This is a genomic window from Streptomyces rugosispiralis (assembly GCF_024505145.1).
Taxonomy (GTDB): domain Bacteria; phylum Actinomycetota; class Actinomycetes; order Streptomycetales; family Streptomycetaceae; genus Streptomyces; species Streptomyces rugosispiralis.
Genome location: NZ_JANIAA010000001.1, coordinates 1 through 20,950 on the forward strand (window position 1 = coordinate 1; position 20,950 = coordinate 20,950).

Sequence of the window (20,950 nt, forward strand, 5' to 3'; positions counted from 1 at the left end):
AGGGACCGAGACCATCAGGACCCTCGTGGTTCGCGGTCGTAGACCAGGAGGCCGTCGTTGCGCAGGCGGGCCCCGGCCGTCGGTGTGTGTTCGCTGACCCGCCCGTCGTACATGAGGTGCAGTACCGGGATTCGCCGTGCGAGTACGGCGAAGTCCGCGATGATCCGCCGGTGACAGCGCCACCACACGGCCTCGCTGCACATGACCGCGGTGCGCGTCGTTGCGACCTGCTCGAGCAACTCGTCCATGGCGGCGAGGAAATCAGCATCTCTCGTGTATCCGGCGTATCCGCGGAAGGAGGCGTTCTCCCAGAAGACATCCGGGGAGTCCGGCGCGGCCTTGCGGAAGCCGCCGAGCCGCTTCTCCCACCGATACGCGATTCCTTGTTCCGGCATCCACTCCTGGAGCAGCTCCCTGCCCACGTCCGGGTTACGCCGACTGCCTGGAGCGGTGCGCACGTCGACGACCGCCAGGACGCCGGCGCCGCGCAGGAGTGCGATCAACCGCTCACGGTCCGCGGTACTGTGCCCGAATGTCAGGAGAGGCGCGGCCATGTGCTGGCCCTCACCGCGGCGGGGCGTAAGGCCGGCAGCAGGGCATGGTACTTGTGAGCAGCGCATGTTCTCTCTGCCGGTGACCAGCAGCGGGATGCCGCCGGCCGCGTGACGCACCGCCGCTTCATAGTGGTGGTCTGCTCACGGTCTGGCAGGCACCGGGTGACGCCGCCCTCGGTGCCGGGAGCCGACGGGTTACGAAGCCGGATGTTGCCAAGGACGTCGCGGCTCATCGGGACTCCTTCATCACGCGCCGCACAACCGACCGCCGCTCAGTTCCGGACAAGCCGACCGGGGCCCGGGCGGGCGGCCGGGTACGTCGAAAGCGCGCGGCCACGGTCAGTCTCACCCGGCCCCACCCAGCCCGCAAACGCGGCTGACCTCTGTGAGCTCGGCCTTATGCGGCACGGTTACCCGTGGCGGTCATCCGGGCCGGCCGCGCCGGACGGCGCTCCGAACTGCCGTGGCGCGATCTCGGAGTCGACCTCGTGCTGGAGTGCACGGGCGTCTTCCGCCGTGAGGAGGAGTTGCGCCGGCATCTCACCGCGGGGGCGCGGTTCGTGATCCTCTCCGCACCGGCCCGCACCGAGACGGTGGCCACCGTGGTGCACGGGGTGAACCCTGCCCCCGGCGGGCAGCAGGTGATCTCCTGCGCGAGTTGCACGACGAACTGCAACACTCCGGTGGTGGAGGTGATGGACCGCCGGATCGGTGTGGAGCGGGCGATCATGACCACAGTTCACGCGTACACCGCCAGCCAGCAGCTCATCGACGGGCCCGGCAAGGACTTCCGGCGCGGTCGGGCGGGTGCCGCCAATATGCTCCCCGCCTCCACCGGCGCCGCGCTCGCGACGACCAAGGCACTCCCGGGCCTGACAGGTCGCTTCGACGGCGTGGCACTGAGGGTCCCGATCCCGATCGGATCGATCGCCGACATCGTGCTTGTCACCACGCGCCCGACATCCCTCGAGGAGGTGAACGGCATTTTCCGTGAGGAGGCCGTCACTGAGCGCTATCGAGGCGTCCTCGGCCTGTCCGAAGAGGCGATCGTCTCCAGTGACATCATCGGCGACTCCCGGGCCTCGATCGTCGACGCCGCGATGACCCGGGTCGTGGACGGTACCCTGGTCAAGATCATGAGCTGGTATGACAACGAGTGGGGCTTCACTCACCAGATGGTCCGCGAGGCCCTCTCCGTTCTCGGCATCCACCGCCCGGGCTCAAAGCACCGGCGATGCTCTGATCGAGCTGATCGCGATGGGGTGAAAGCTCACCATGGTCCGAGGACGTAGGTGGGTGATCACATCAACATGGTGCGGCACCGCCCGCAGTTTGCGGGGGCAAGCGGGCTGAGGGAACCTGGATTCTGTGTTCCGTCGGCGTGTGTCGTCCCGTGCGTCCGACGCACCTCTGGCACCGGGCGCCGAGCAGGGGGGCTGCGCCACTTCCCTCAAGCGCGGTCCGGGCCCCGATGGCTTATGTGGTCGCACTGACCGTCCCGAGGGCGGGCAGGATGACGGTGTCAACGTAGGCGGCCAGGTACTCCTCGTCGGGATGCTGACCGGTGATCATGGGGCTCACGGCGACGGGCGCCAAGAGCAGCTCATGGATGAAGCGGAGTGCGGGCGGGTCGGGGGCGATTTCGCCGCGTTCGATGGCGCGTTCGATGACGGTCTCGATGGCGCGTTCCATCGGAACGGTCATGACCTCACGGATCGCGTCGGCGAGTTCGCGGTCGGTTCTGGCGGCGTTGTGGATGCCGGCCATGATCGCGTGATCGTCAGGAGCGGTGGACGCCATCGGGCCGACCCCGGCGAGGAGATCGCCGCGCAGGGACCCGGTGTCGACGGCTTCGAGCGGGGGTGGCTCGCGGTGCCGGACAGACTCGGCGACGAGTCGCGACTTGCCGTTCCAGCGCCGGTAGATGGTCGCGGTGCTGATGTGTGCCTCGGTTGCGATCTGCTGGATGGTGACCTTCTCGTAGCCAAGCTCTCTGACCAGGCGCTCGACCGTCGCGAAGATCTCAGCTTCGCGTTCGGGCGAGAGCCTCGAGCGACGCTCCACAGGCCACACCTTCCGCAACGAAAACAGTTCGTTTCGATAATCGCGCAGTGAGACTGGTATCGCAAACCGGGTTCGAAGGCCCTGCGGCCTGGTCAGGGCATCGCCTTGACCAGGCCGGAACCAGCACTTCGAACTCGCGGTCGCCGAGCGCGCTCTTACGCGGACCGGTGTCGCGTACGCCGGGCCCCGGCGTGAGCACTCGGCGGGTACGCCGAGAGCTGGAACCTGCCAACCTCAATTTGTGCGGGTCAGGAGAGGGTGAGGGCGGCTTGGACGTGGCTGGTGATTCGAGTGGTGCTGCAGCGGAGTTTCCGAAGCAATCGCCAGGTCTTCAAGGTCGCCATGGCCTGCCCGCCGAGGGCCCGGATGCGGGCGTGCGCGGCATTGACCGCGCGTTGACCTGCCGAGAGGCGGTCCCACTGGCCGCGGAAGGGCACCCGCACGGTGCCGAAGTAACGTCCACCTTGGCCAGCATGTCTGTCCCGGCGCGCAGCACGGTTTCGGCGCGGCCGCCCGGCGGGGCATCGAGGTGAACGCCCGCGCGTGCGCGGTGTCCTGGCCGCAGGCACTCGCCTTCATTACCGCGGCCGCCGGGGAATCAGCGCCGTGACCGCGAGCGCGATCAGCACGACGCCGTAGCCGGTAGCGGTGGTCAGCAGGCTGACGCTGGTCGCGATGACGCCCGCCGCGACGGCCGGGATGGCGAACGCGAGGTAGCTGAGCACGTAGAACGCGGCGACGAGCTTGCCGCGTTCGGCGGCCGGTGCGAGCGGGAAGACGGTGCGGGTAACGCCCTGAAAGCTCGCGCCGAAGCCAGTCCCGGCGATCAGCGTGCCCGCGAACAGCAGCGCCTGGGACCCGGCCTGGGTGGCCGCGATGGTTACCGCGACCCCGATCGCCAGCGCGGCGGCGCCGAAGCGCATCACCCGGCCGGCCGCGACCGCGCGCAGCAGCCAGATCGCCGCCGCACCCGCCGCGGCCAGCGTGAACACCAGCAACCCGCCGAGCAGGATCGAGTTGGAGCCGGTGACCACACGGACCAGGCTCGGGCCGAGCGAGAGGTAGAAGCCGCCCAACGCCCACGCCGCGATGTCCAGCAGCGCGATGGCGGCGAACGCGGACCGCGCCGCGGCCGGGATGCCGACATTCGGCCGGATCGCCTGCCGTGCGCCAGGCATCATCGGCGAGGTCTCGGTCACCACGATCGTGCCGATCGCCTCGATCGCGAACACCACGAGCAGCACCAGGTACACGGTCTGGCGCGGCCACGGCAGGAACTGGACGAGCGCCGCGGAACCAAGTCCGCCGACGGCGAGACCCGCTATCGGGGCAACGCTGTTCACGATCGGCCCGTGTGGTCGCTCCGCATCCAGGATCGCGGCGGCCAGCGCACCGGTTGCCGCGCCGGTCGCGATGCCCTGCACCATGCGCGCCGCGATCAGCAACGGAACGCCGTCCGCGGTGCTGAACGCCAGCATGGCAACCGCGTCGAGCGCGAGGGCGCCGAGGATCACCGGGCGGCGTCCCACGTGGTCGGACAGCGACCCGACGGTCAGCAGCGCGAGCAACAGGCACACCGCGTAGACGCCGAAGATCACTGTCAGCATGCCCGAGGAGAACGCCCAATGCGCCTGGTAGACGCGGTAGAGCGGGGTCGGCGCGCTGGACGCGGCGAGGAACGTCAGCATGGTCGCCGCAGGCAGGACGGTGGCCGGCCCGGACGAGATGCGCCGGGTGGCCGGAACGGTCAGCATGGAGTGCCCTCACGATCAATTAAAGCGAAGATCATTGCTTTAGTTGACGATACACGGGGCGAAGCTTAAAACAAAGACTTCTGCAATAATGGTCGTATGTCGACCACCACACCAGCCCGGCGGCCGGGCGGGCGCAGCGCGAAGGTCCGGGACGCCGTCTACACCGCCGTCGGCCAGCTCATGGGCGAGGGCAAGGCGGACCGCATCACCATCCCACTGGTGGCCAACCGGGCAGGCGTCAACCCGACCAGCATCTATCGCCGCTGGGGCGACCTGGACACGCTGCTGGAGGAGGTCGCTGTCGCCGCGCTCACCAAGGACGGCGACGAACTGCCGGACACCGGGTCACTGCGCGGTGACCTGTCGGCGTGGGCTCGGATCGTGGTCGACGACATCACCCAACCGCGCCGGACCCGTTACCTGCGCGCCATGACGTCCGCCCGGGACGAGGTGCACACCTGCCCGTGCTGGGAGCAGCGCCGCACACAGGCCAAGGTGATGCTGGACCGGGCAAGGGCGCGCGGGGAGCGGGCGCCGACCGAGCAGCAGGTCCTCGATCACGTGATTGCACCGATGTATCACCACGTGGTCTTCGGCCTGTCCGTCGACCGGGAGTACGCGGGCCAACTGGTCCACGACGTGCTCGCGATGGCCTAGCCACTTACCCCTGAAGAAGTCTGGGGCTGCCTCTGGGTTGCCCTCTGGGGAGAGCTGGTGAGGGCCGGGCCATGGCCGCGAGTGTCTACGCGGGCTGACCAGAGTCGCCGCCTGGCGGGTCAAAGCGACGCGAAACTGATTACCGCTGCGCGGGGCACCGCGGTCGTCGCGACGTGACTCATCTTGCCAGTCTTGCTGTCCAGTCCGAACGTGGTCACGTTGTTCGAGTCCATGTTGCAGGCGAAGAGGAACTTGCCAGAGGGATCGATATTGAACTCGCGCTGCATCTTCCCTCCCGTCTCGACTTCTTCGACAAATTTCAGACGACCCGTACCCTGGTTGAACGCATAGACCGAGATTGTGTCGTTCCCACCCTTGGAGCTCTTCGTCCGGCGTGTGGAGGCGTAGACGAATCGGCCGTTCGGGTGCACGCGTACGTCCGCCGGCGAAGGCCCATCGTACTTGAAGACGCTGCCTTCGGGCTTGTCCGGCGACAGATTGTCGGCCGAGACGCCGATCGTTTGAATGTGCCGAACGGCGCCGGTTTTTTCATTCAGTTGAAAGGCGGAGATGGATGGGGACCATTCGTTGGTGACGAAGAAGAACGGAGCTTTCGGGTGTGCCGCAATGTGCCTCGGCCCCGTTCCCGCCGCTACCGGGTACGCCTTCCCTGACAGCCGGCGAGAGCTGGGACTGTGTGGGTAGACATAGATGTGGTCGTAGCCGTTGTCCGTCGCGATGATCCAACGTTCTGTGCTGTCGAGCGCGATGCCGTGACACGCTGGGCCGTTTTGGACCATGGAGTCTGCCCCCAGATCCTCGGGTCGCAGCTCCGCGCTCCCAGGCGCCATCCCTTCGGTGAAGACGGCAACGTCCAAGGGCTGGCCAATCGACCCGTCCGCGCCAAGGGGGAACAGTGCGACGGTGGCATCGTCCGTAGGCCGCTCGATGGTCCACTCGCCACGCTTTTTCACGAGCAGCGTGACCCTGCTGATCGCCCCGCGATTGCTCGCGATCAGCCTGCCGGTCGCACTGTCGACCATAACGCCGGACGGATTGGAACCCATGGAATGCACGGTCTTGACGTGCTGTAGCGATCCATTTGTGGAGCTGATGGCGAAGGCGTAGAGACCACCGCCGTAACCGGGAATGCCGTCCTGCGCTGTCGTGCGATTAGTGCCGTAAACGAAGCGCCCATCGGACGAAGTGCAGATACCGTCGCAGTTCATATTCGCGAATTCCGGCCCGGTCGCGCCTACCTCATCCAGCGATCCGTCGGCCATGTTGACGCGAAATGCCTTGATGCCGCCGCCGATAGATCCCCCGTTCCATCCTTCGGTTCCGAAGCCGACATAGGCATAAAGACTGCGGTCGGCCGCGCTCGCAGAGGGAGCGGAGGAGGCAGAGGCGGTAGAGGAGGCGATGCAGGCAGTCCCCAGGGCGACCCCGGAGCCCTGAACGAAGCGGCGTCGCGACATCGGATCACTCATGCCGCGACCTCCGTCCGAACCCCACCACAAGGCGCACCCTGGTGTGCCGTTTCGCGCATTTCGTCATCTCCTTTTCTCTGCCTGAACCGCCGGTTTCACAGACAGGCGGGGAGGCCGGACGTGGTCCATGAGCTTTGCGCGCTACCGGACCAGGCGCTCGACTGCCTCGACGGTCTCGGGCTCGCCCTCGGGCCGGCGCGGGCGCTGGCGAGAGTCGTGAGTGACCCTCCATGGGCTATCGAAAGGAAACCTTTTCGTTTCGATGACAGTACCAGAGGTGTGCGCCTGCAACCACACAGCCTGCGGCTCGTCACATCCGGGGCTGCTGCCAAGTCATGTGATCCTTTGTCCGCGCTCGTTGCGGGACTTGATCAAGTTCCCAGAGTGTGTCCGGGGCGCAGGTGATGCCCAGAGCTTGGAGTGAATCGCGGCAGCCAGGTCGGCCGGGCCGGCCCGGTGGACATCAACGACGCCCACAGTGCCGTTGATCAGCAGAGCGTAGGGACCTGGGCGAACGTCGGGCCGCATGCTGAAGATGCTAAAAGGGCCGGCCGGAATGCGGCCGGTCTCCTCCCGGGATCCGGCGTTGTGGCGCATCCTGCGCCGAGGCATGTCACCGCGCGGGCGCCTCGCGGCCGTTCTCCGCGCCGGCCAGCCGCAGGACTGCCGTCAGCCCCCGGGGCACGCGCACGTCACGCTCGCTCGGCAGCAGGTACACCGGCAACCCCGCGCACGCCGCCGCGCCGTCCTTGACGGGATCGTCGCCAACGAACAGCACCCGTCCGGCCGAAAGGCTCAGACGCTCGCAGGCGACGCCGAAGATGGCAGGGTCGGGCTTCGCCAGCCCGACCTCGCAGGACAGCACCACCGCGTTGAGCTGATCCAGCACACCGGTGCGCTTGAAGGCCGGCCGGATATCCCAGCCGATGTTACTCAGCACGCCCGTGCGCACGCCTGCGGCACTGAGCGCCTCGAGTACCGGAAGCGTGTCGGGATACGGGAGCCAGGCGTCGTTGTCGGTCAGGCAGTCGTAGAGCGCCTCCACCAGCGGTGGCTCGAACGGTCCGGCGTCGGCGATCAGCCCGGTCCAGATCCGCCGGTGTGCCTCGGGTGACAGGTCGCATCCTTCTTTCGCCGCGCTGCGCTCCGGCGCGTCCACGTACGCCAAGGTGCGTCGGATCAGCGTCGCCGCGACCTGCTCGTCAAGCGTGATGCCGCGGTCGCCGGCCTTCGCCACCAGCCGCGGCGCCGTGAGCACGCCCGTGTCATCGAACAGTGTCCCCGCGAAGTCGAAGAGGACCCCATGGACTCCTCCTTCGCCAGGTTCGCTCACTGGTGCACCATCCTCTTGTGTCGGTGATCTTGAGTGGGTCACTGATGCACCTGAGAGGCGCCGCTGGGATACCGCCCAGCGGCGCCTGACCGGCAAGGTCCATCATGAAGTTCCGCGGAGTCTGGCGGCAGCCGGAGCAGCGATGAGGCTGCCGTGCCGTATACCCCCCACCATGTCGTGCCGATGAGCTTTCCCAGGTCCTGGTCGGACGGCCGGGTCAGCGCAGTCCGGCGAAGAGGTCGTTCTCGGGTACGGTCGCGCCGGTGGCGTCCTGGACACGTACGAAGGTCTCCATGCCCATCAACTCGCCGAACCTCTCCTTGCCCATCTTGAGGAAGAAGATGTTCTCGCCCTGACTGGCGTGCGCGGCCAGCGCGTCGAACTTCTGACCGCTGAATGCGATGGTGTCCACCCACGTGGTGACCTCATCGTCGGGGAGGCCGATCTCGGCCATCGCGGCGGCCTCGGCAGGATCGGGTTCCGGCATGTCCTCATGGAACTCGCGCATGGTCTCCCCGAACCGCCGCATCATCGAGTGGGGCATCGTCGTCCAGTACACCTTCGGTGTCAGGGTGGTCATCTCCAGCGCCGCCATCGTGATGCGGTGGGCCTGGATGTGGTCGGGGTGGCCGTAAAAACCGTTCTCGTCGTAGGTGACGACCACATCGGGTCGGTAGTGCCGCATGAGTTCCGCGAGTCGGGCGGCGCCTTCCTCCACGGGGGTCCGCCAGAAGGATCCGGGGGCGTCGTTGCTCGGCCAGCCGATCATCCCGGAGTCGGCATAGTCCAGCATCTCCAGATCGCTGACCTTCAGGACGTCACAGCTCGCCTCGAGTTCTTGGCGGCGCATCAAGGCGACGGCCGCCGGGTCGTGCCCGGGGTCGCCCGGCTTGACACCCCCCGGTCCGTCACCGCAAGCGCCGTCGGTACACGTCACGAGAACCGTGCGGATGCCTTCCGCCGCGTACCGCGCGAGGACCCCTCCGGTTCCGGTGGCCTCGTCGTCGGGGTGGGCATGCACTGCCATGAGCGTCAAGGGCCGGTCAGTCATGAAACAGTCCTCCTGCAGAAATACGTCTTGGGCCGAGTGCGCGGCGGGCGTTCCGCGATCCCGGGGCCCGGATCCTGTCGGGGCGGATGACCTTGTTCCCACCCGCACGACGCCGGTCCCTCGGTTGATGCAACGGTGCCGGCCTGGCCGACTGTTCCCGGCGCGGCCGCTTGGTCTTCCCAGACGTCGGCGTGAGAACGAGCCCCTCGTGCGGCCGCTCCGGTCGGTCAGCAGGTCGTCCGGCTCGACCTGGTTGACCACTCGCATCCCGCGGCGCGGCACGAGCAAGACCAGCGCGGCCGCCAGCACGACCCCTACGACGGTGCCGTCCATGGGCACACACTCCATTCTCGCTGTGACCGTGGCGGGGTCGATGCGGCTCTCGATCTGACCGTGGCGGGGTCGATGCGACGGGAGGAAGGGTGTACTCGTGCGGGTGCGGAGGCCGTGGGCTCGTCGGGCCGGTGCGGGCGCGGGCGGTGGACGGGGACCGTGGTGGCCGAGGGCGGCGGGGTGGGCCAGTCCTCCGGTGACCCGCACGAGCCGACCTCCTCCACCGAACGGGAGGTTCACCCGGGGGCCCGCTTGACTCAGGTACCCGTGGTCCAGCGGTTGGCGGGGACGGGCAGGCCTAGGTTGCCGCGCAGGGTGTCCGCCGTGTATTCGGTGCGGAACAGGCCTCGCTTCTGCAGGATCGGGACGACGCCGTCCACGAACAGGTTGAGCTCGTCCTCGACCCGGAAGGCGAGGACGATCCCGTCGAAGGCCTTGGCGTCGAACCACCGCTCGATGGCGTCGGCCACCGTCTGCGGCGCGCCGACGAACGGCGAACGGCGGAGCTCCGAGACGGTTTCCACAACCTGACGCAGGGTCAGATTCTGGGCCTTGGCGCGGGCGATGAGCTTGACGGCACCGGTGCGGCCGCCCTTCTCGGCGAGGTGGGCGACGTCCGGGAACGGGGCGTCCAGGTCGTGCGTGCTGAAGTCGTAGGCACCGAAGGAGCGGCCCAGGAGGGCGAGGCTGCGGTCGAAGTCGTGGTCCTCCTCGAAGATCTCCCGCTCGCGGCGCAGGGCGGCTTCGTCGGTGGCGGCGACGACGGGATCGCCATGGACGAAGATCTTGATGTGCTCGGGATCGCGGCCGTAGGACGCGGCCCGCCTCTTGACGTCCGCGTAGTACTCCTGGGCCTGCTCCAGCGAGGTGTCGCCCGGCGCGTAGATGCCCTCGGCGACCCGGGCGGCCAGGTCGCGGCCCTCCTCGGACACTCCGGCCTGGAAGATGACCGGCTGACCCTGCGGGGAGCGCGAGATGTTGAGCGGGCCCGCCACCTTGAAGTGCTCGCCCTCGTGGTTGAGCTGGTGCAGCTTGGACGGGTCGAGGAAGATGTCGCGCTCCACGTCGGCCGGGAAGGCGCCGTCCTCGTAGGAGTCCCACAGGCCGCGGGCGACCTCGACGCACTCCAGGGCGCGGCTGTACCGGGTGGTGTAGTCGAGGTGCTCGTCAAGCCCGAAGTTGCGGGAGGTCCCGCTGTCGACGCCCGTGACGACGTTCCAGCCGGCGCGGCCCCCGCTGATGTGGTCCAGGGAGGCGAACCGGCGGGCGAGGTTGAAGGGCGAGTTGTACGTCGAACTCGCCGTGGCGACCAGGCCGAGGTGCCGGGTGTGGGTGGCGACGGCCGACAGCATGGTCAACGGCTCCAGCCGGTTGAGGTAGTGCGACGGGAAGCCGGCGCTGACGAACTGGCTGTCGGCCGTGAACAGGGCGTCGAAGAGGCCGTGTTCGGCTGCCTGCGCCTGCCGGATGTAGTAACGGATGTCGGTACTGATGTTCTTCGCGATGCGCGGGTCCTTCCACAGACCGTGCTGGGCGGGGCCGCCGACACCGTACGGGTGCAGGGCGAGGTGGAGCGTGCGGGACATGGGGGTCCTCTCTGCGATTCGTCGGGCGTACGGCAGGGCAAGGACGCGGAGGGCCTCGCGCCCGGCCCGGGAGGCGGGTACCGCTCACGGCGTGGGGCGGCGGCCCCGGGCGGGGGCGGCCGCAAGCGTGCGCGGGGTGGTCGACGACTTCGCGGGCCGCGCCGGTCTCGGCCAGCTCACCCTGGCGTGACGCGGCGACACGGTCGTCGGTCCTGGCTGCGGGCCGAGGGCGTGGAAGACCCCGACGAGGGCCGGGCCCGCCTGCTCGCGCAGGTCGGCGAGCGGCTCGAGAATATATCGGCCTGAACGGTGACGTCGAGAGCGGTCCCGGCATCGACGGCGACCGCACGACACGACGAGGACGCGCGCGGAACATGCCGCCCGGCAACTCTGCGCCGTACCGGTCACGGACCGGTTCCGCCGCGGGAATTGGCGTAGAGCCGGGCCCGCTTTTGCCGGTGGACGGCTCTCGGCGGGTCGGGGACATGTCGGTGTGCCACGCGGTGCGGCGGCCTCTTCTTCGTTCATTTCGGCACACTTCGTGACGCTCCGGAGTCGAATGGGTACCGGGAGGTGTGTTGTTGCGCCATTGTTAAGAAAGTGGCGGCCGACTCGGCGTACGTTGACGTGATTAATTGCGGGGGGTTAGTTTCATGGTCATGATGAAGAACATTCCACTGGTGCGACGCTGGCACGTGGACTTCAAGAGGCTCGACAGCGCGCTCTGTCGCTAGCATCGGACTTTCGCCTGCTCATTGGCCGGGAAATCCTCACCCGTATGCCGGCCGTGGGCACAAGTCGGCCATGGGCGCGGAATTTGCGCCGCGTTTTTCCGTGTCATTACCGCTACACCTCGCGTTTCCCAAGAGTGACCGACGGCCGGCTGTCAGGCATTCCAGATGGTGAAACCGCTCATGTTACCGGCCTGATCGGCGTCCAAGATCCGGTCCGGATTTAACATCCGCTATCTCTGGGAGGCTTGATGTCAAATCGGCTGTCGAGAAGTTTTTCCCGAGCGACGGCAATGGTTGTCGTCACGGGCGTGATCGCATCCGTGGCCGGCTGCTCAAGTGAGTCCAAGGGCTCCTCGTCCGACTCCGCGCTGCCGCCGTATTCCAAGTTGGTGAATCCGGACCATAAGGTAACGGTGACCTGGCTGGACGCGGCCAATACCAATGTGCAGGTAGGCTCGACCATCAAGAAGTTCGAGGCCGAATACCCCAACATCAAGATCAAGTACGAGTCGGTTCCGTTCGCCGACTTCGAGACCGTGCTGCCTTCTCGTCTGAAGTCCGGCAATATTGATGTCATCACCGTCGATCAGCACTTGACGGCCCGTTACGTGGCGGCCGGCTACCTGCGCGACATCACCCCGGTCTTCAAGAGTGAATTCGGCGCGCTGGATGATGCTTCGCTCGCCGCTTCGACGGTCGACGGAAAGCTCTACAACGCGCCGGAGCAGTCGGACAGTTCATTCCTCTTCTACAACAAGAAACTCCTCAAAAGGGCGGGTGCCTCGCTGCCGTCGTCCGACCCTTCGAAGCCCGCGACATGGGAGCAGATCACCGCGGACGCGAAGAAGGCGCAGAAGTCCGGCGCGGAGTACGGCATCACCTGGGAGCGCATCGCCAGCTGGTACTACCAGTGGTTCCTTTCCCAGGGACTCGGTGGCGGGTACGGAGCCGAGGGCTCGCACAACCTGACCCCGAACCTGGACAGCAAGGCGGCGGTGAAGACGTTCAGCTGGTACGCCGGCCTCTACAAGGACAAGGTCAGCCCCCAGGGTGATGCCAACAGCGTCTACACGAGCCTGTTCGCCTCGGGGAAGTCCGCGTTCCACGTCGGCGGCGACTGGGACATCGCCGAGCTGAACAAGAACAAGAACCTGGACTACGGGATCGCACCGATGCCCCGGTTCGCCGCGGGCAAGGCCGTCTCGAACGCCGGCGGCGTGGCCCTGGGCCTCTACAAGGGGTCGAAGAACCAGGACGCGGCCCTGACGTTCATCAAGGCGATGGTGTTCAAGGGGTCCGGAGCGGCCGCCTACAACGCCGACACCAGCTCGCCGCCGGCCAACAACGAGGGCAAGAAGCTGTACTGGCGGCAGGAGGCGTTCCAGGACCCGCGCGCGGCCGACGCCCAGAAGATCGTGAACTACCAGCTGTTCCACGGCATCGCCAAGAAGCGGGTGTCCACCGTCGGCTGGAACGAGTTGAATTCGGCGCTGACCTCGGCGCTGCTGTCCATCAGCAACGGTGAGAACGTCGCCAAGGCCCTTGAGTCGGCGCAGTCGAGGGCGGACGCGACCCTGGAGAAGTACAGGTGAGCGGTCGCACCCACCAGATCCGGCGCGGGGCCCGGACCGGAGTACTGCTGGCTTTCACCGGTCCAGCCCTGGCCGTGCTGATCCTCACCAGGCTCGCTCCCGAGGGCCTCTCGCTGTTCGCGTCGTTCGAGAAGGTCGATCCGTTCGACGGCGACTCGTGGTCCTTCGTGGGGTGGGCCAACTTCCGGCAGCTGTTCACCAGCGCCGCGTTCTGGCACGTGCTCGGCGTGACGGTGTGGTTCGTCGTCCTGGTGAGTCCCGTCATCGTGGTGGGCTCGCTCTACCTGGCCTGGCTCTACACCCGCACGATGCCCATGCGGGGGCTGTGGCGCACCGTGGCGTTCCTGCCCAGCGCCATCCCCAGCCTGGGGCTGACGGTCATGTGGGGGGTGGCGCTGAAGCCCACCGGGGTGGTCAACAAGACCCTGGAGGCGATCGGTCTGCCCGCTCAGGGCTTCTACAGCTCCGCGGCGCAGGCCCTGCCGACGATCGCGTTGATCACCGCCTGGGGCGGTGTCGGCTACTGGATGGTCTTCCTCATCGCCGGCCTGCTGGACATCCCGCGTGAGATTCTCGACGCCGCGCGGGTGGACGGAGCGACACCCTGGCGGGAGTTCCGCTCCGTGGTTCTTCCGCTGCTGCGCCGGCCGCTGCTCTTCGTCCTGGTCGCCAACACGGTCTGGGTGTTCCAGATCTACGCGCCGATCCAGGTGCTCACCAACGGCGGCCCCTCGGAAGCGACATCGACCCTGATGTTCGACACCGTCCGCACCGCGACGGTCTACTCCAACCAGCAGCAGGCCATGGCCCAGATGGTGGTGCTGCTGGTGCTGCTCGGCACCACGGTCGCCGTGCAGTTCGCCCTACTCGGGGAGCGGGAATGACGGCCGGGGCGCAGACACGGGTACGGCGGCTCGGCCTGACCGCGCTCGGCGCGCTCAGCGGGTTCGTCTTCCTCATCCCGATCTGGTGGCTGGTCGTCGCGGCGTTCCGGGACCCGACGGAAGCGCTCAGCAGCACGTCGGTCCTCGGCACCCTGATCCCCCGGTCCTTCTCGCTGGACGGATTCCGGTCGGCGATCGAGGATGGCTACCTGCGCGCCGTCGGCATCTCACTCGCGGCGGCGGTCAGCACCGTCGTGGGCGGGCTGGTCGTGTCGTCCCTCGCCGCGTACGGGTTCGTCGCGGTGCGGACCCGGCTTTCCAAGGTGCTGTTCGCGGTGGTGGTCGGCAGCTTCTTGCTGCCGTTCGAAACGCTGGCGGTCCCGCTGGTGTCGGTCTTCTCCGACCTCGGCCTCGCCAACGGGCTGCCCGCGCTGATCCTGCCGGCGCTCGGCAACGGGCTGGCGGTGTTCAACCTGCGCCAGGCCTTCCTGAGTGTTCCACTGGAGCTGGCCGAGGCGCAGTACATGGACGGCGCCGGACATCTGCGCCGGTTCTGGCACCTTTATCTCCCCCTGTGCCGCCCGGCGCTGATCGGTTCCGGAATGATCCTCTTCGTATCACAGTGGGACTCCTACCTGTGGCCGCTCCTGATCATCTCCGACAACGACAACGCCACGGCGAGCGTGGCGATCGCGTCGAACTTCGGGCCTCTTTCGTCCAATACGCAGCAGGCGTTCGCCGAGGTCCTCGTCCTCGTCGTCATTCCGGCGATCCTGCTGCTGTTCACCCAGCGCCGGCTCATCGCCTCGTCCGCCACCAGCGGTATTCGATAATCTCAAGGAGCAGACCATTCCGGAACGCGACCGCCCTCTGATCTTCAACGCATTCGAGATGACCGGCGTCGGCTACTACGCGCACGGCACATGGACCCACCCCCGTAGCCGACGGGAAGGTTTCACCGACCTCGCGTTCTGGCTGGATCGCGCCCGTCTGTTCGAGGAAGGCCTGTTCGACGCGGTGTTCTTCGCGGACGTGCTCGGGGTCTACGACATCTATCGGCAGTCCCCCGACCCCGCGGTCCGCAACGCCGTCGACTTCCCGCTGCTGGACCCGGTGACCGTCATCCCGGCCATGGCCGCCGTGACCCGGCACCTCGGGTTCGCCGTCACCGTCTCGACCACCTACGAGCACCCGTATCCCCACGCGCGTCGGTTCGCGAGTCTCGACCACCTCACCGGTGGCCGTATCGGCTGGAACGTCGTGACGTCCTACCTGCCGAACGCCGCCCGCAACTTCGGCCTCTCCGAGATGCCGGGGCACGCGGTGCGCTACGCCCGCGCGGAGGAGTTCCTGGAGGTCTCCTACAAGCTCTGGGAGGGGAGCTGGCTCGACGACGCGGTGCGCTACGACAAGGAGAACACCGTCTACGCCGACCCGGCCAAGGTCCGGCGCATCGACCACCACGGGCAGTTGTTCGACGTGCAGGGCCCCTCACTGGTGCCGCCGTCGCCGCAGCGCACCCCGGTGATCTACCAGGCCGGGACCTCCGAGCGGGGGCGTGCCTTCGCCGGCCGCCATGCCGAGGCCGTCTTCGTGAACGGCACCAACCCCGACGCCCTGGCCGCGGCGGTCACCGCGATCCGTGACGCCACCGAGGCCGCGGGGCGCCGTCGCGACAACCTGCGTGTGGTCACCGACCTGTCGGTGGTCATCGGCCGGACCGAGGAGGAGGCGCGGCACAAGGCGGACCTGGTGCGGCGTTCCCAGTCGCGCGAAGGCGCCCTGGCCGGCTTCGGCGGGGCCAGCGGCATCGACCTCTCCACCGCCTCCGGGCAGGAGCGGCTCAGCCCCGCGCCGGGCGAGCACTCCCAGTCGGAGGCCGCCCGGTTCACCCGGGAGAGGCAGGCCCCCGACCGGGTGGAGGATGTGGTTCGCCGGCTGACCGACCTCAGTCCGTACTCGGAGACGGTGGTCGGCACTCCCGCCCAGGTCGCCGACGGCATCAGCCGGATCGCGGAGACGACCGGGGTGGACGGCTTCAACCTGCACGAGTTCGTCACTCCTGACGACTTCACCGAGTTCATCGAGTCCGTCGTCCCGGTCCTGCAACGCCGGGGCCTGTACCGCACCGCGTACGAACCGGGCAGCCACCGCCACCGCCTGCTCGGCGCCGGAGACCGGGTGGCCGACACCCATCCCGCCGCGGCTTTCCGGGAGGTTCCGTCGCCGTGACACGGCGCTGACTGACTCCAGGGACGCTTCAGCCGTCGGCACCGCCGCCGTGGCAAGCCGGACCGCCGGCCGCGGCGGTCTGCCCGGACGGGGCGAGGGCACCGGTGACGGCCCGCTCCGCCCGGGGCCTCATGGGTTCTCGACCGCCACTCGCTCCACTTGGCGGTAGAGGGCGGGAAGCGCGGCCAGGCAGCAGCCGGAGCCAATGACCACCCAGATGGCTGGGGCGTAGACCGTCAGGTCGGAGATCGCCCAGGTCATCAGAATCGGCGTGGTGCCGGCGAAGAAGACGGCCGCGATGTTGTAGCTGGTGGAGAGCCCGGTCGAGCGGACCCGCACCGGGAACGCCCGCGGCAGGACGGAGGGGATGACGCCGGAGAACCCCGACACGGTGGCGCAGAGCACCATATGGACGATCAGCAGCACCGGCAGCCAAGGCTGAGCGTGCAGCCACATCAGGCACGGCGTCGGCACGACGATCATGGCGGCGGCCCTTCCCACCAGCAGTGGCCGGGTCCCCACCCGGTCGGCCAGCCGCCCGGCCGCCAGGCAGCCCGCGAGCACGACGACGTTGCCGACGAGCGAGGCGAGGAACGCCTGCCGGGAGGTGAAGCCCAGGCCGGTCACGGGCTGCGTGTAGTAGGTCGGGAGGTAGATCAGGAAGGCGTAGACGCAGACGGTCCACAGCATCGAGACGAGCACGGCGGTGCCGAGCGTGCCACGGTGCTCCGTCAGCAGCGTACGCAGCGGGCCCCGTTGCCCGGCCGCCCGCCCGGCAGTAGCCATGCCCCCCTGCTCGGTGAACGCCTCGGTCTCCGGCAGCCGTCGGCGGATGTACAGGCCGATCGGGATGATCAGCAGGCCGAGGACGAAGGGTATCCGCCAGGCCCAGTCCTGGACCGCCGACTCCGGGAATACGGAGGTGATGATGAAGCCGACGAGGGCGGAGAGCAGGTCGGAGATGCCCATCGAGGCCTGGAGCCACGAGGAGTACAGCGCACGGCGGTCGGCCGGGGCGGTCTCGACCAGGAACGACGCGGCTCCGCCGATCTCGCTGCCGTCTGTTCGGAACCGCTCATAGCCGGGCACGCTAGAGAAACGATTCGGCATCCGGACAGCGCTTTCCCGCGGAATGAGAATTGGCCGGGCACCCTCGAGGGCCCGACCGGCCCGGCCCGACCGCCATGGTGGCGGCAGGAGACGCTGGTGCAGGCCCAGGCCACGGCGGACGACCCATGCGCCGGTGCCGCCACTTCCGGCACATCAACCGGCGGTGCCAGGCCGGCGGCGTCCCCGGGGTGACCAGCCGATGGCGACGCAAGGCGGACGGCCGATACCGTGCGAGAGCGGAGAGCACGGCACGATCAGCCCATGCGAGACGTGCCAGCCGGGCCGGCCCCTCAGTCAGCGGCTGTCCGCGGACACGTCCGAAACGTTCAAGCCGAACACCCGCGACGGTGCCAGGGTGAGGGCATGAATGTAGATCTCTCCGCGGCCGCCTCGTTCATGGCCACGCATGCCCGAGTGCTCGATCGTCGACGGTTCGAGCTGCTCCTCGGCGAAACCGACGCCGGTCCCGTGCTCGCCGCCCTCGACGGCTACCGCAATCCGGACGGCGGATACGCCTGGGGACTTGAGCCGGACCTGCGTGCACCCGAAAGCCAGCCCGCGGGTGCACTGCACGCCTTCGAGGTATTCGAAGACATCGCTCCCGCGACCACACCCCACGCCGCCCGCCTGTGCGACTGGTTGGCGTCGGTCTCCCTGCCCGACGGCGGCCTGCCCTTCGCACTTCCCATCACGGACACCAGTGGCTGCGCACCGTTTTGGGCGCAGGCCGACCCGAAGGTCTCCACCCTGCACAGCACCGCTTTCGCAGTCTGCGGCGCCCTGCGCGTGGCCGCATACGACCCCGCCGTCGCCGCCCATCCCTGGCTCGAACGGGCGACGCGGTACTGCCTGACCGCCATCGAAGCGATCGGCGACAGACCCCACGCGATCGCGTTGTCCTTCGCGATCCGGTTCCTCGACGCCGCGTCCGAGACCCACCCGGAGGCGGACGCCCTGCTCGGCCACCTCCGGCGGTTCATCCCCGACGATGGCCTGCTGCCCGTCGAAGGCGGCGCCGCGGGCGAGATGATCCGCCCACTCGACGTCGCCCCCGCTCCCGGCCGTCCCGCACGCACGCTGTACGACCCGGGCGTCGTCGACACCGAGCTGAGCCGATTGGCTGCCGGGCAGCAGGACGACGGCGGCTGGCTGGTCGATTTCACGAGCTACTCCCCCGCCGCCGCCTTTGAGTGGCGCGGGTACCGGACCGTGTCCGCCGTGTCGATCCTGAAGCGGAACTCCCTACTCGGACAAGGTCACCGTTCGACTTCTGCGGCATGACCAGCACTTCGCGCACAGCAACGCGTCGGTCAGCTCGAACAGCGTATCCCCGCGCGCGGTCAGGCAACCGAAGAAGCCGTCCCGAAACCGGGCCGTTGAGCGGGGATACATCAGAACATCACCAGGGCACGACTCCCCTGTCGTCGAAGAGCTGACCGGTGGGGCCGTCGTCGGGCAGAGCCGCCAGCCTGACGGCGATTGCCGCGCCTTGCTCAGGGGTCTGAGTACCGTTGAACCCGTTGAGGTCGGTGGCCACGTAGCCGGGGCAGGCGTTGTTGATCAAAATGTTGGTGCCGCTCAGTTCCTTGGCGTACTGGATGGTGACGGCGTTGAGGAAGGTCTTCGTCGGCGCGTAGGCCCCGCTGATCCCTCCGAGGTCGACGCCGGGCGTGGTCTGCAGCGCCAGAGAGCCGACATGGCTGGACTGGTTGACGATCCGCGGGTGCGCCGAGCGGCGCAGCAGCGGCAGCATCGCGTTGGTGACCCGGATGACGCCGATGACGTTGGTCTCCACCAGCCGCCGCACGGTCTCCAGGTCGATGGTCGAAGGCTCCTCCGGCCAGCCGCCCGCGACGCCGGCGTTGTTGACCAGCGCGTCAAGGCGTCCCGCCCGCTCCTCGATCAACCGCGCGGCGGCGGTCACGCTCTCGTCGTCGGTCACGTCCAAGGGCACGCCGAACGCGTCGGCGCCCGCCGCGCGCAGTTTCGCCACGGCGTCCGTCCTGCGCCGCTCGTCCCGGGCGCCGACGCCGACGCTCCAACCCAACGCGGCCAGCCCGGCCGCGATCTCGTACCCGATCCCCTTGTTCGCGCCGGTGACCAGCGCGATCGTCTTCTCGCTCATGACATCGAGCATGGCCGCGCCGCGGCCGGACACCAACACCATCTCGGCAGTGCAGCGATACCCGGACGGCATCAAACGGCCCTCCTCACGGTTACCTTGCATGCATGGAGATACGCGAGTTGCGGTACTTCGTTGCCGTCGCCGAGGAACTGCACTTCGGCAAGGCCGCCCAGCGTCTGGAGATAGCCCAGCCGCCCCTGTCCCGCGCCATCGCCCGGCTCGAACGACAGCTCTCGGTCACGCTGCTGGAGCGCACCAGCCGCAGGGTCACGCTCACCGAGGCCGGGGCCGTCCTGCTGTCCGAGGCACGCTCGATCCTCAGCGCGGTAGCGGCAGCCGAGCGGCGTACCCAGCAGGCCGCGCAAAGCCGCTCCCGCCTCGTCCTCGCCGTCAAATCCGGCACCGTCGGCGAGTTGCTGGCCAAACTGCTCGATGCGTACCGCGCGGAGCCCAGCGCAGCCACCGTCGATCTGCTGCTCTGTGAAGCGCATCAGCAACAGGAACTGCTGCAGAACGGGAAAGCCGATGTGGCTCTGCTGCACCTGCCCTTCGATTCGACGGCCGGACTCGACACCGAAATTCTGTGCACCGAGGGACAGGTGGCGATCCTGCCCGCCTCCCACCGCCTCGCCGGCCGCTCCCAGATCCGGGTAGCCGAGGTCACCGCACTGCCGGAACTCCCGATGGCACGCTGGCCGGGCCACGGCGGGAGCTACCCGGAGGGACCGGGGCCAGAGGTACGGAACCTGGCACAGCTCTTCCAGCTGATCGCGCTCGGCCGCACCACCGTGATCATCCCCGAGTCCGCCGGCACCGACCTGCGCCGGGATCTCGCCGCCGTGCCGGTCCTGGACGCCCCGCCCGTGACAACCGTGATCGCTTGGCCGTCGCAGAGCCGACTACGCGCAGCCGCCGACCTGATCCGCGTAGCAACACGTCTTTGACCGGCCGTTTCCGCATCCGCTCACGAGGTTGAACCCGCGCCGTACGCGGGTCGACGTCCTGACCGCACTGGCCTGCTACAACACCCGTCGGCTGCACAGCGTTTGCGGCTGGAAGCGCCCGGTCGGCCACGAACACGGCTACTGGGCCGGCCCGCTCTCTGTGGACACCGTTCGCCGAGTGTTCCAGTCGATTTTGTGTACGCCTTCAGGGAGAGTCGGCCGGGCGCACAACTCTGCGGCCGAAGGCCGATTACCGCTGACCGGCCGAACAATTCGATGTTGCGGATTTGGCCGCACCGGACGAGGCGCGGCCTGCCTACGGCCGATAGTCTTTGGATCCAAGCGCAGTTGATTCGGTCACCCCTTCCATAAAGGCGGCGACGGTCAGCCGGCCCTGCCGGATAATCCGCTCCCGCCGCATCCGAGCCTCCGCATCAGCACCTTGTTTTTTGCCGTTAACCGACTGAGTGCGCCCCGCCGAGGGAGGTACTTCGCCGTGCCCACATC

The 20,950-nt window shown here is 68.1% G+C and carries 17 protein-coding genes and 1 pseudogene; 8 read left to right on the plus strand and 10 right to left on the minus strand.

Annotated elements, in window-relative coordinates; all coding sequences use genetic code 11:
• Positions 1-14: 14 nt before the first annotated feature.
• On the minus strand, positions 15-554 hold the full coding sequence (locus tag NP777_RS00005; protein WP_256647877.1) for a DUF488 domain-containing protein: 540 nt from the start codon (positions 552-554) through the stop codon (positions 15-17).
• A 560-nt stretch (positions 555-1,114) separates the two neighbouring features.
• Here NP777_RS00005 and NP777_RS00010 point away from each other — a divergent pair.
• On the plus strand, positions 1,115-1,846 hold the full coding sequence (locus NP777_RS00010) for a type I glyceraldehyde-3-phosphate dehydrogenase (protein ID WP_256647878.1): 732 nt from the start codon (positions 1,115-1,117) through the stop codon (positions 1,844-1,846).
• A 184-nt stretch (positions 1,847-2,030) separates the two neighbouring features.
• Here the strand turns inward: NP777_RS00010 and NP777_RS00015 are convergent, their stop codons facing one another.
• The 3 genes and pseudogenes from NP777_RS00015 to NP777_RS00025 all read right to left on the minus strand — a co-directional run bounded on the left by NP777_RS00015 (position 2,031) and on the right by NP777_RS00025 (position 4,372).
• Positions 2,031-2,627, minus strand: coding sequence for a TetR/AcrR family transcriptional regulator (locus NP777_RS00015; protein WP_256648604.1), 597 nt, complete (start codon positions 2,625-2,627; stop codon positions 2,031-2,033).
• Between the two features lie 239 nt (positions 2,628-2,866).
• A pseudogene (locus tag NP777_RS00020) lies at positions 2,867-3,067 on the minus strand (IS5/IS1182 family transposase); the annotation flags it as partial.
• Between the two features lie 129 nt (positions 3,068-3,196).
• Positions 3,197-4,372, minus strand: coding sequence for an MFS transporter (locus NP777_RS00025; protein WP_256647879.1), 1,176 nt, complete (start codon positions 4,370-4,372; stop codon positions 3,197-3,199).
• 96 nt (positions 4,373-4,468) lie between these two features.
• On the opposite strand from NP777_RS00025, the gene NP777_RS00030 reads away from it, so the two are divergent.
• Positions 4,469-5,029, plus strand: coding sequence for a TetR/AcrR family transcriptional regulator (locus NP777_RS00030; RefSeq protein WP_256647880.1), 561 nt, complete (start codon positions 4,469-4,471; stop codon positions 5,027-5,029).
• A 119-nt stretch (positions 5,030-5,148) separates the two neighbouring features.
• Here the strand turns inward: NP777_RS00030 and NP777_RS00035 are convergent, their stop codons facing one another.
• From NP777_RS00035 to NP777_RS00050, 4 genes are all read right to left on the minus strand, one after another.
• The gene (locus NP777_RS00035; protein WP_256647881.1) at positions 5,149-6,519 is read right to left on the minus strand and encodes a lactonase family protein; all 1,371 of its coding nucleotides are present in this window, start codon (positions 6,517-6,519) and stop codon (positions 5,149-5,151) included.
• Between the two features lie 613 nt (positions 6,520-7,132).
• On the minus strand, positions 7,133-7,852 hold the full coding sequence (locus NP777_RS00040; protein WP_256647882.1) for an HAD family hydrolase: 720 nt from the start codon (positions 7,850-7,852) through the stop codon (positions 7,133-7,135).
• Between the two features lie 217 nt (positions 7,853-8,069).
• Complete coding sequence (locus NP777_RS00045) at positions 8,070-8,903, minus strand: PIG-L family deacetylase (protein ID WP_256647883.1); 834 nt, start codon at positions 8,901-8,903, stop codon at positions 8,070-8,072.
• Positions 8,904-9,493: 590 nt separating this feature from the next.
• Positions 9,494-10,822, minus strand: a complete 1,329-nt coding sequence (locus NP777_RS00050; RefSeq protein WP_256647884.1) for an LLM class flavin-dependent oxidoreductase — start codon at positions 10,820-10,822, stop codon at positions 9,494-9,496.
• A 982-nt stretch (positions 10,823-11,804) separates the two neighbouring features.
• Between NP777_RS00050 and NP777_RS00055 the strand changes: the two genes are divergently transcribed.
• The 4 genes from NP777_RS00055 to NP777_RS00070 are packed head-to-tail and all read left to right on the plus strand — an operon-like array spanning position 11,805 to position 16,264.
• Positions 11,805-13,148 (plus strand): ABC transporter substrate-binding protein, encoded by a 1,344-nt coding sequence (locus NP777_RS00055; protein WP_256647885.1) that lies wholly within the window; start codon positions 11,805-11,807, stop codon positions 13,146-13,148.
• Positions 13,145-14,032 (plus strand): carbohydrate ABC transporter permease, encoded by an 888-nt coding sequence (locus NP777_RS00060; RefSeq protein ID WP_256647886.1) that lies wholly within the window; start codon positions 13,145-13,147, stop codon positions 14,030-14,032. The genes NP777_RS00055 and NP777_RS00060 overlap by 4 nt, the downstream gene beginning before the upstream one ends.
• On the plus strand, positions 14,029-14,865 hold the full coding sequence (locus tag NP777_RS00065; protein WP_256647887.1) for a carbohydrate ABC transporter permease: 837 nt from the start codon (positions 14,029-14,031) through the stop codon (positions 14,863-14,865). The genes NP777_RS00060 and NP777_RS00065 overlap by 4 nt, the downstream gene beginning before the upstream one ends.
• A 40-nt stretch (positions 14,866-14,905) precedes the next feature.
• Complete coding sequence (locus NP777_RS00070) at positions 14,906-16,264, plus strand: LLM class flavin-dependent oxidoreductase (protein WP_256648605.1); 1,359 nt, start codon at positions 14,906-14,908, stop codon at positions 16,262-16,264.
• 129 nt (positions 16,265-16,393) lie between these two features.
• On the opposite strand, the gene NP777_RS00075 is transcribed toward NP777_RS00070, so the two are convergent.
• Positions 16,394-17,374 (minus strand): MFS transporter, encoded by a 981-nt coding sequence (locus tag NP777_RS00075; protein WP_256647888.1) that lies wholly within the window; start codon positions 17,372-17,374, stop codon positions 16,394-16,396.
• A 363-nt stretch (positions 17,375-17,737) separates the two neighbouring features.
• Between NP777_RS00075 and NP777_RS00080 the strand changes: the two genes are divergently transcribed.
• On the plus strand, positions 17,738-18,655 hold the full coding sequence (locus tag NP777_RS00080) for a hypothetical protein (protein WP_256647889.1): 918 nt from the start codon (positions 17,738-17,740) through the stop codon (positions 18,653-18,655).
• Positions 18,656-18,773: 118 nt separating this feature from the next.
• Here NP777_RS00080 and NP777_RS00085 read toward each other — a convergent pair whose 3' ends face one another.
• Positions 18,774-19,511 carry an SDR family oxidoreductase gene (locus NP777_RS00085; RefSeq protein ID WP_256648606.1) on the minus strand — a complete coding sequence of 246 codons (738 nt, stop codon included), beginning with the start codon at positions 19,509-19,511 and terminating at the stop codon, positions 18,774-18,776.
• A gap of 92 nt (positions 19,512-19,603) precedes the next feature.
• On the opposite strand from NP777_RS00085, the gene NP777_RS00090 reads away from it, so the two are divergent.
• Positions 19,604-20,443, plus strand: coding sequence for a LysR family transcriptional regulator (locus NP777_RS00090; RefSeq protein WP_256647890.1), 840 nt, complete (start codon positions 19,604-19,606; stop codon positions 20,441-20,443).
• Positions 20,444-20,950: the final 507 nt, after the last annotated feature.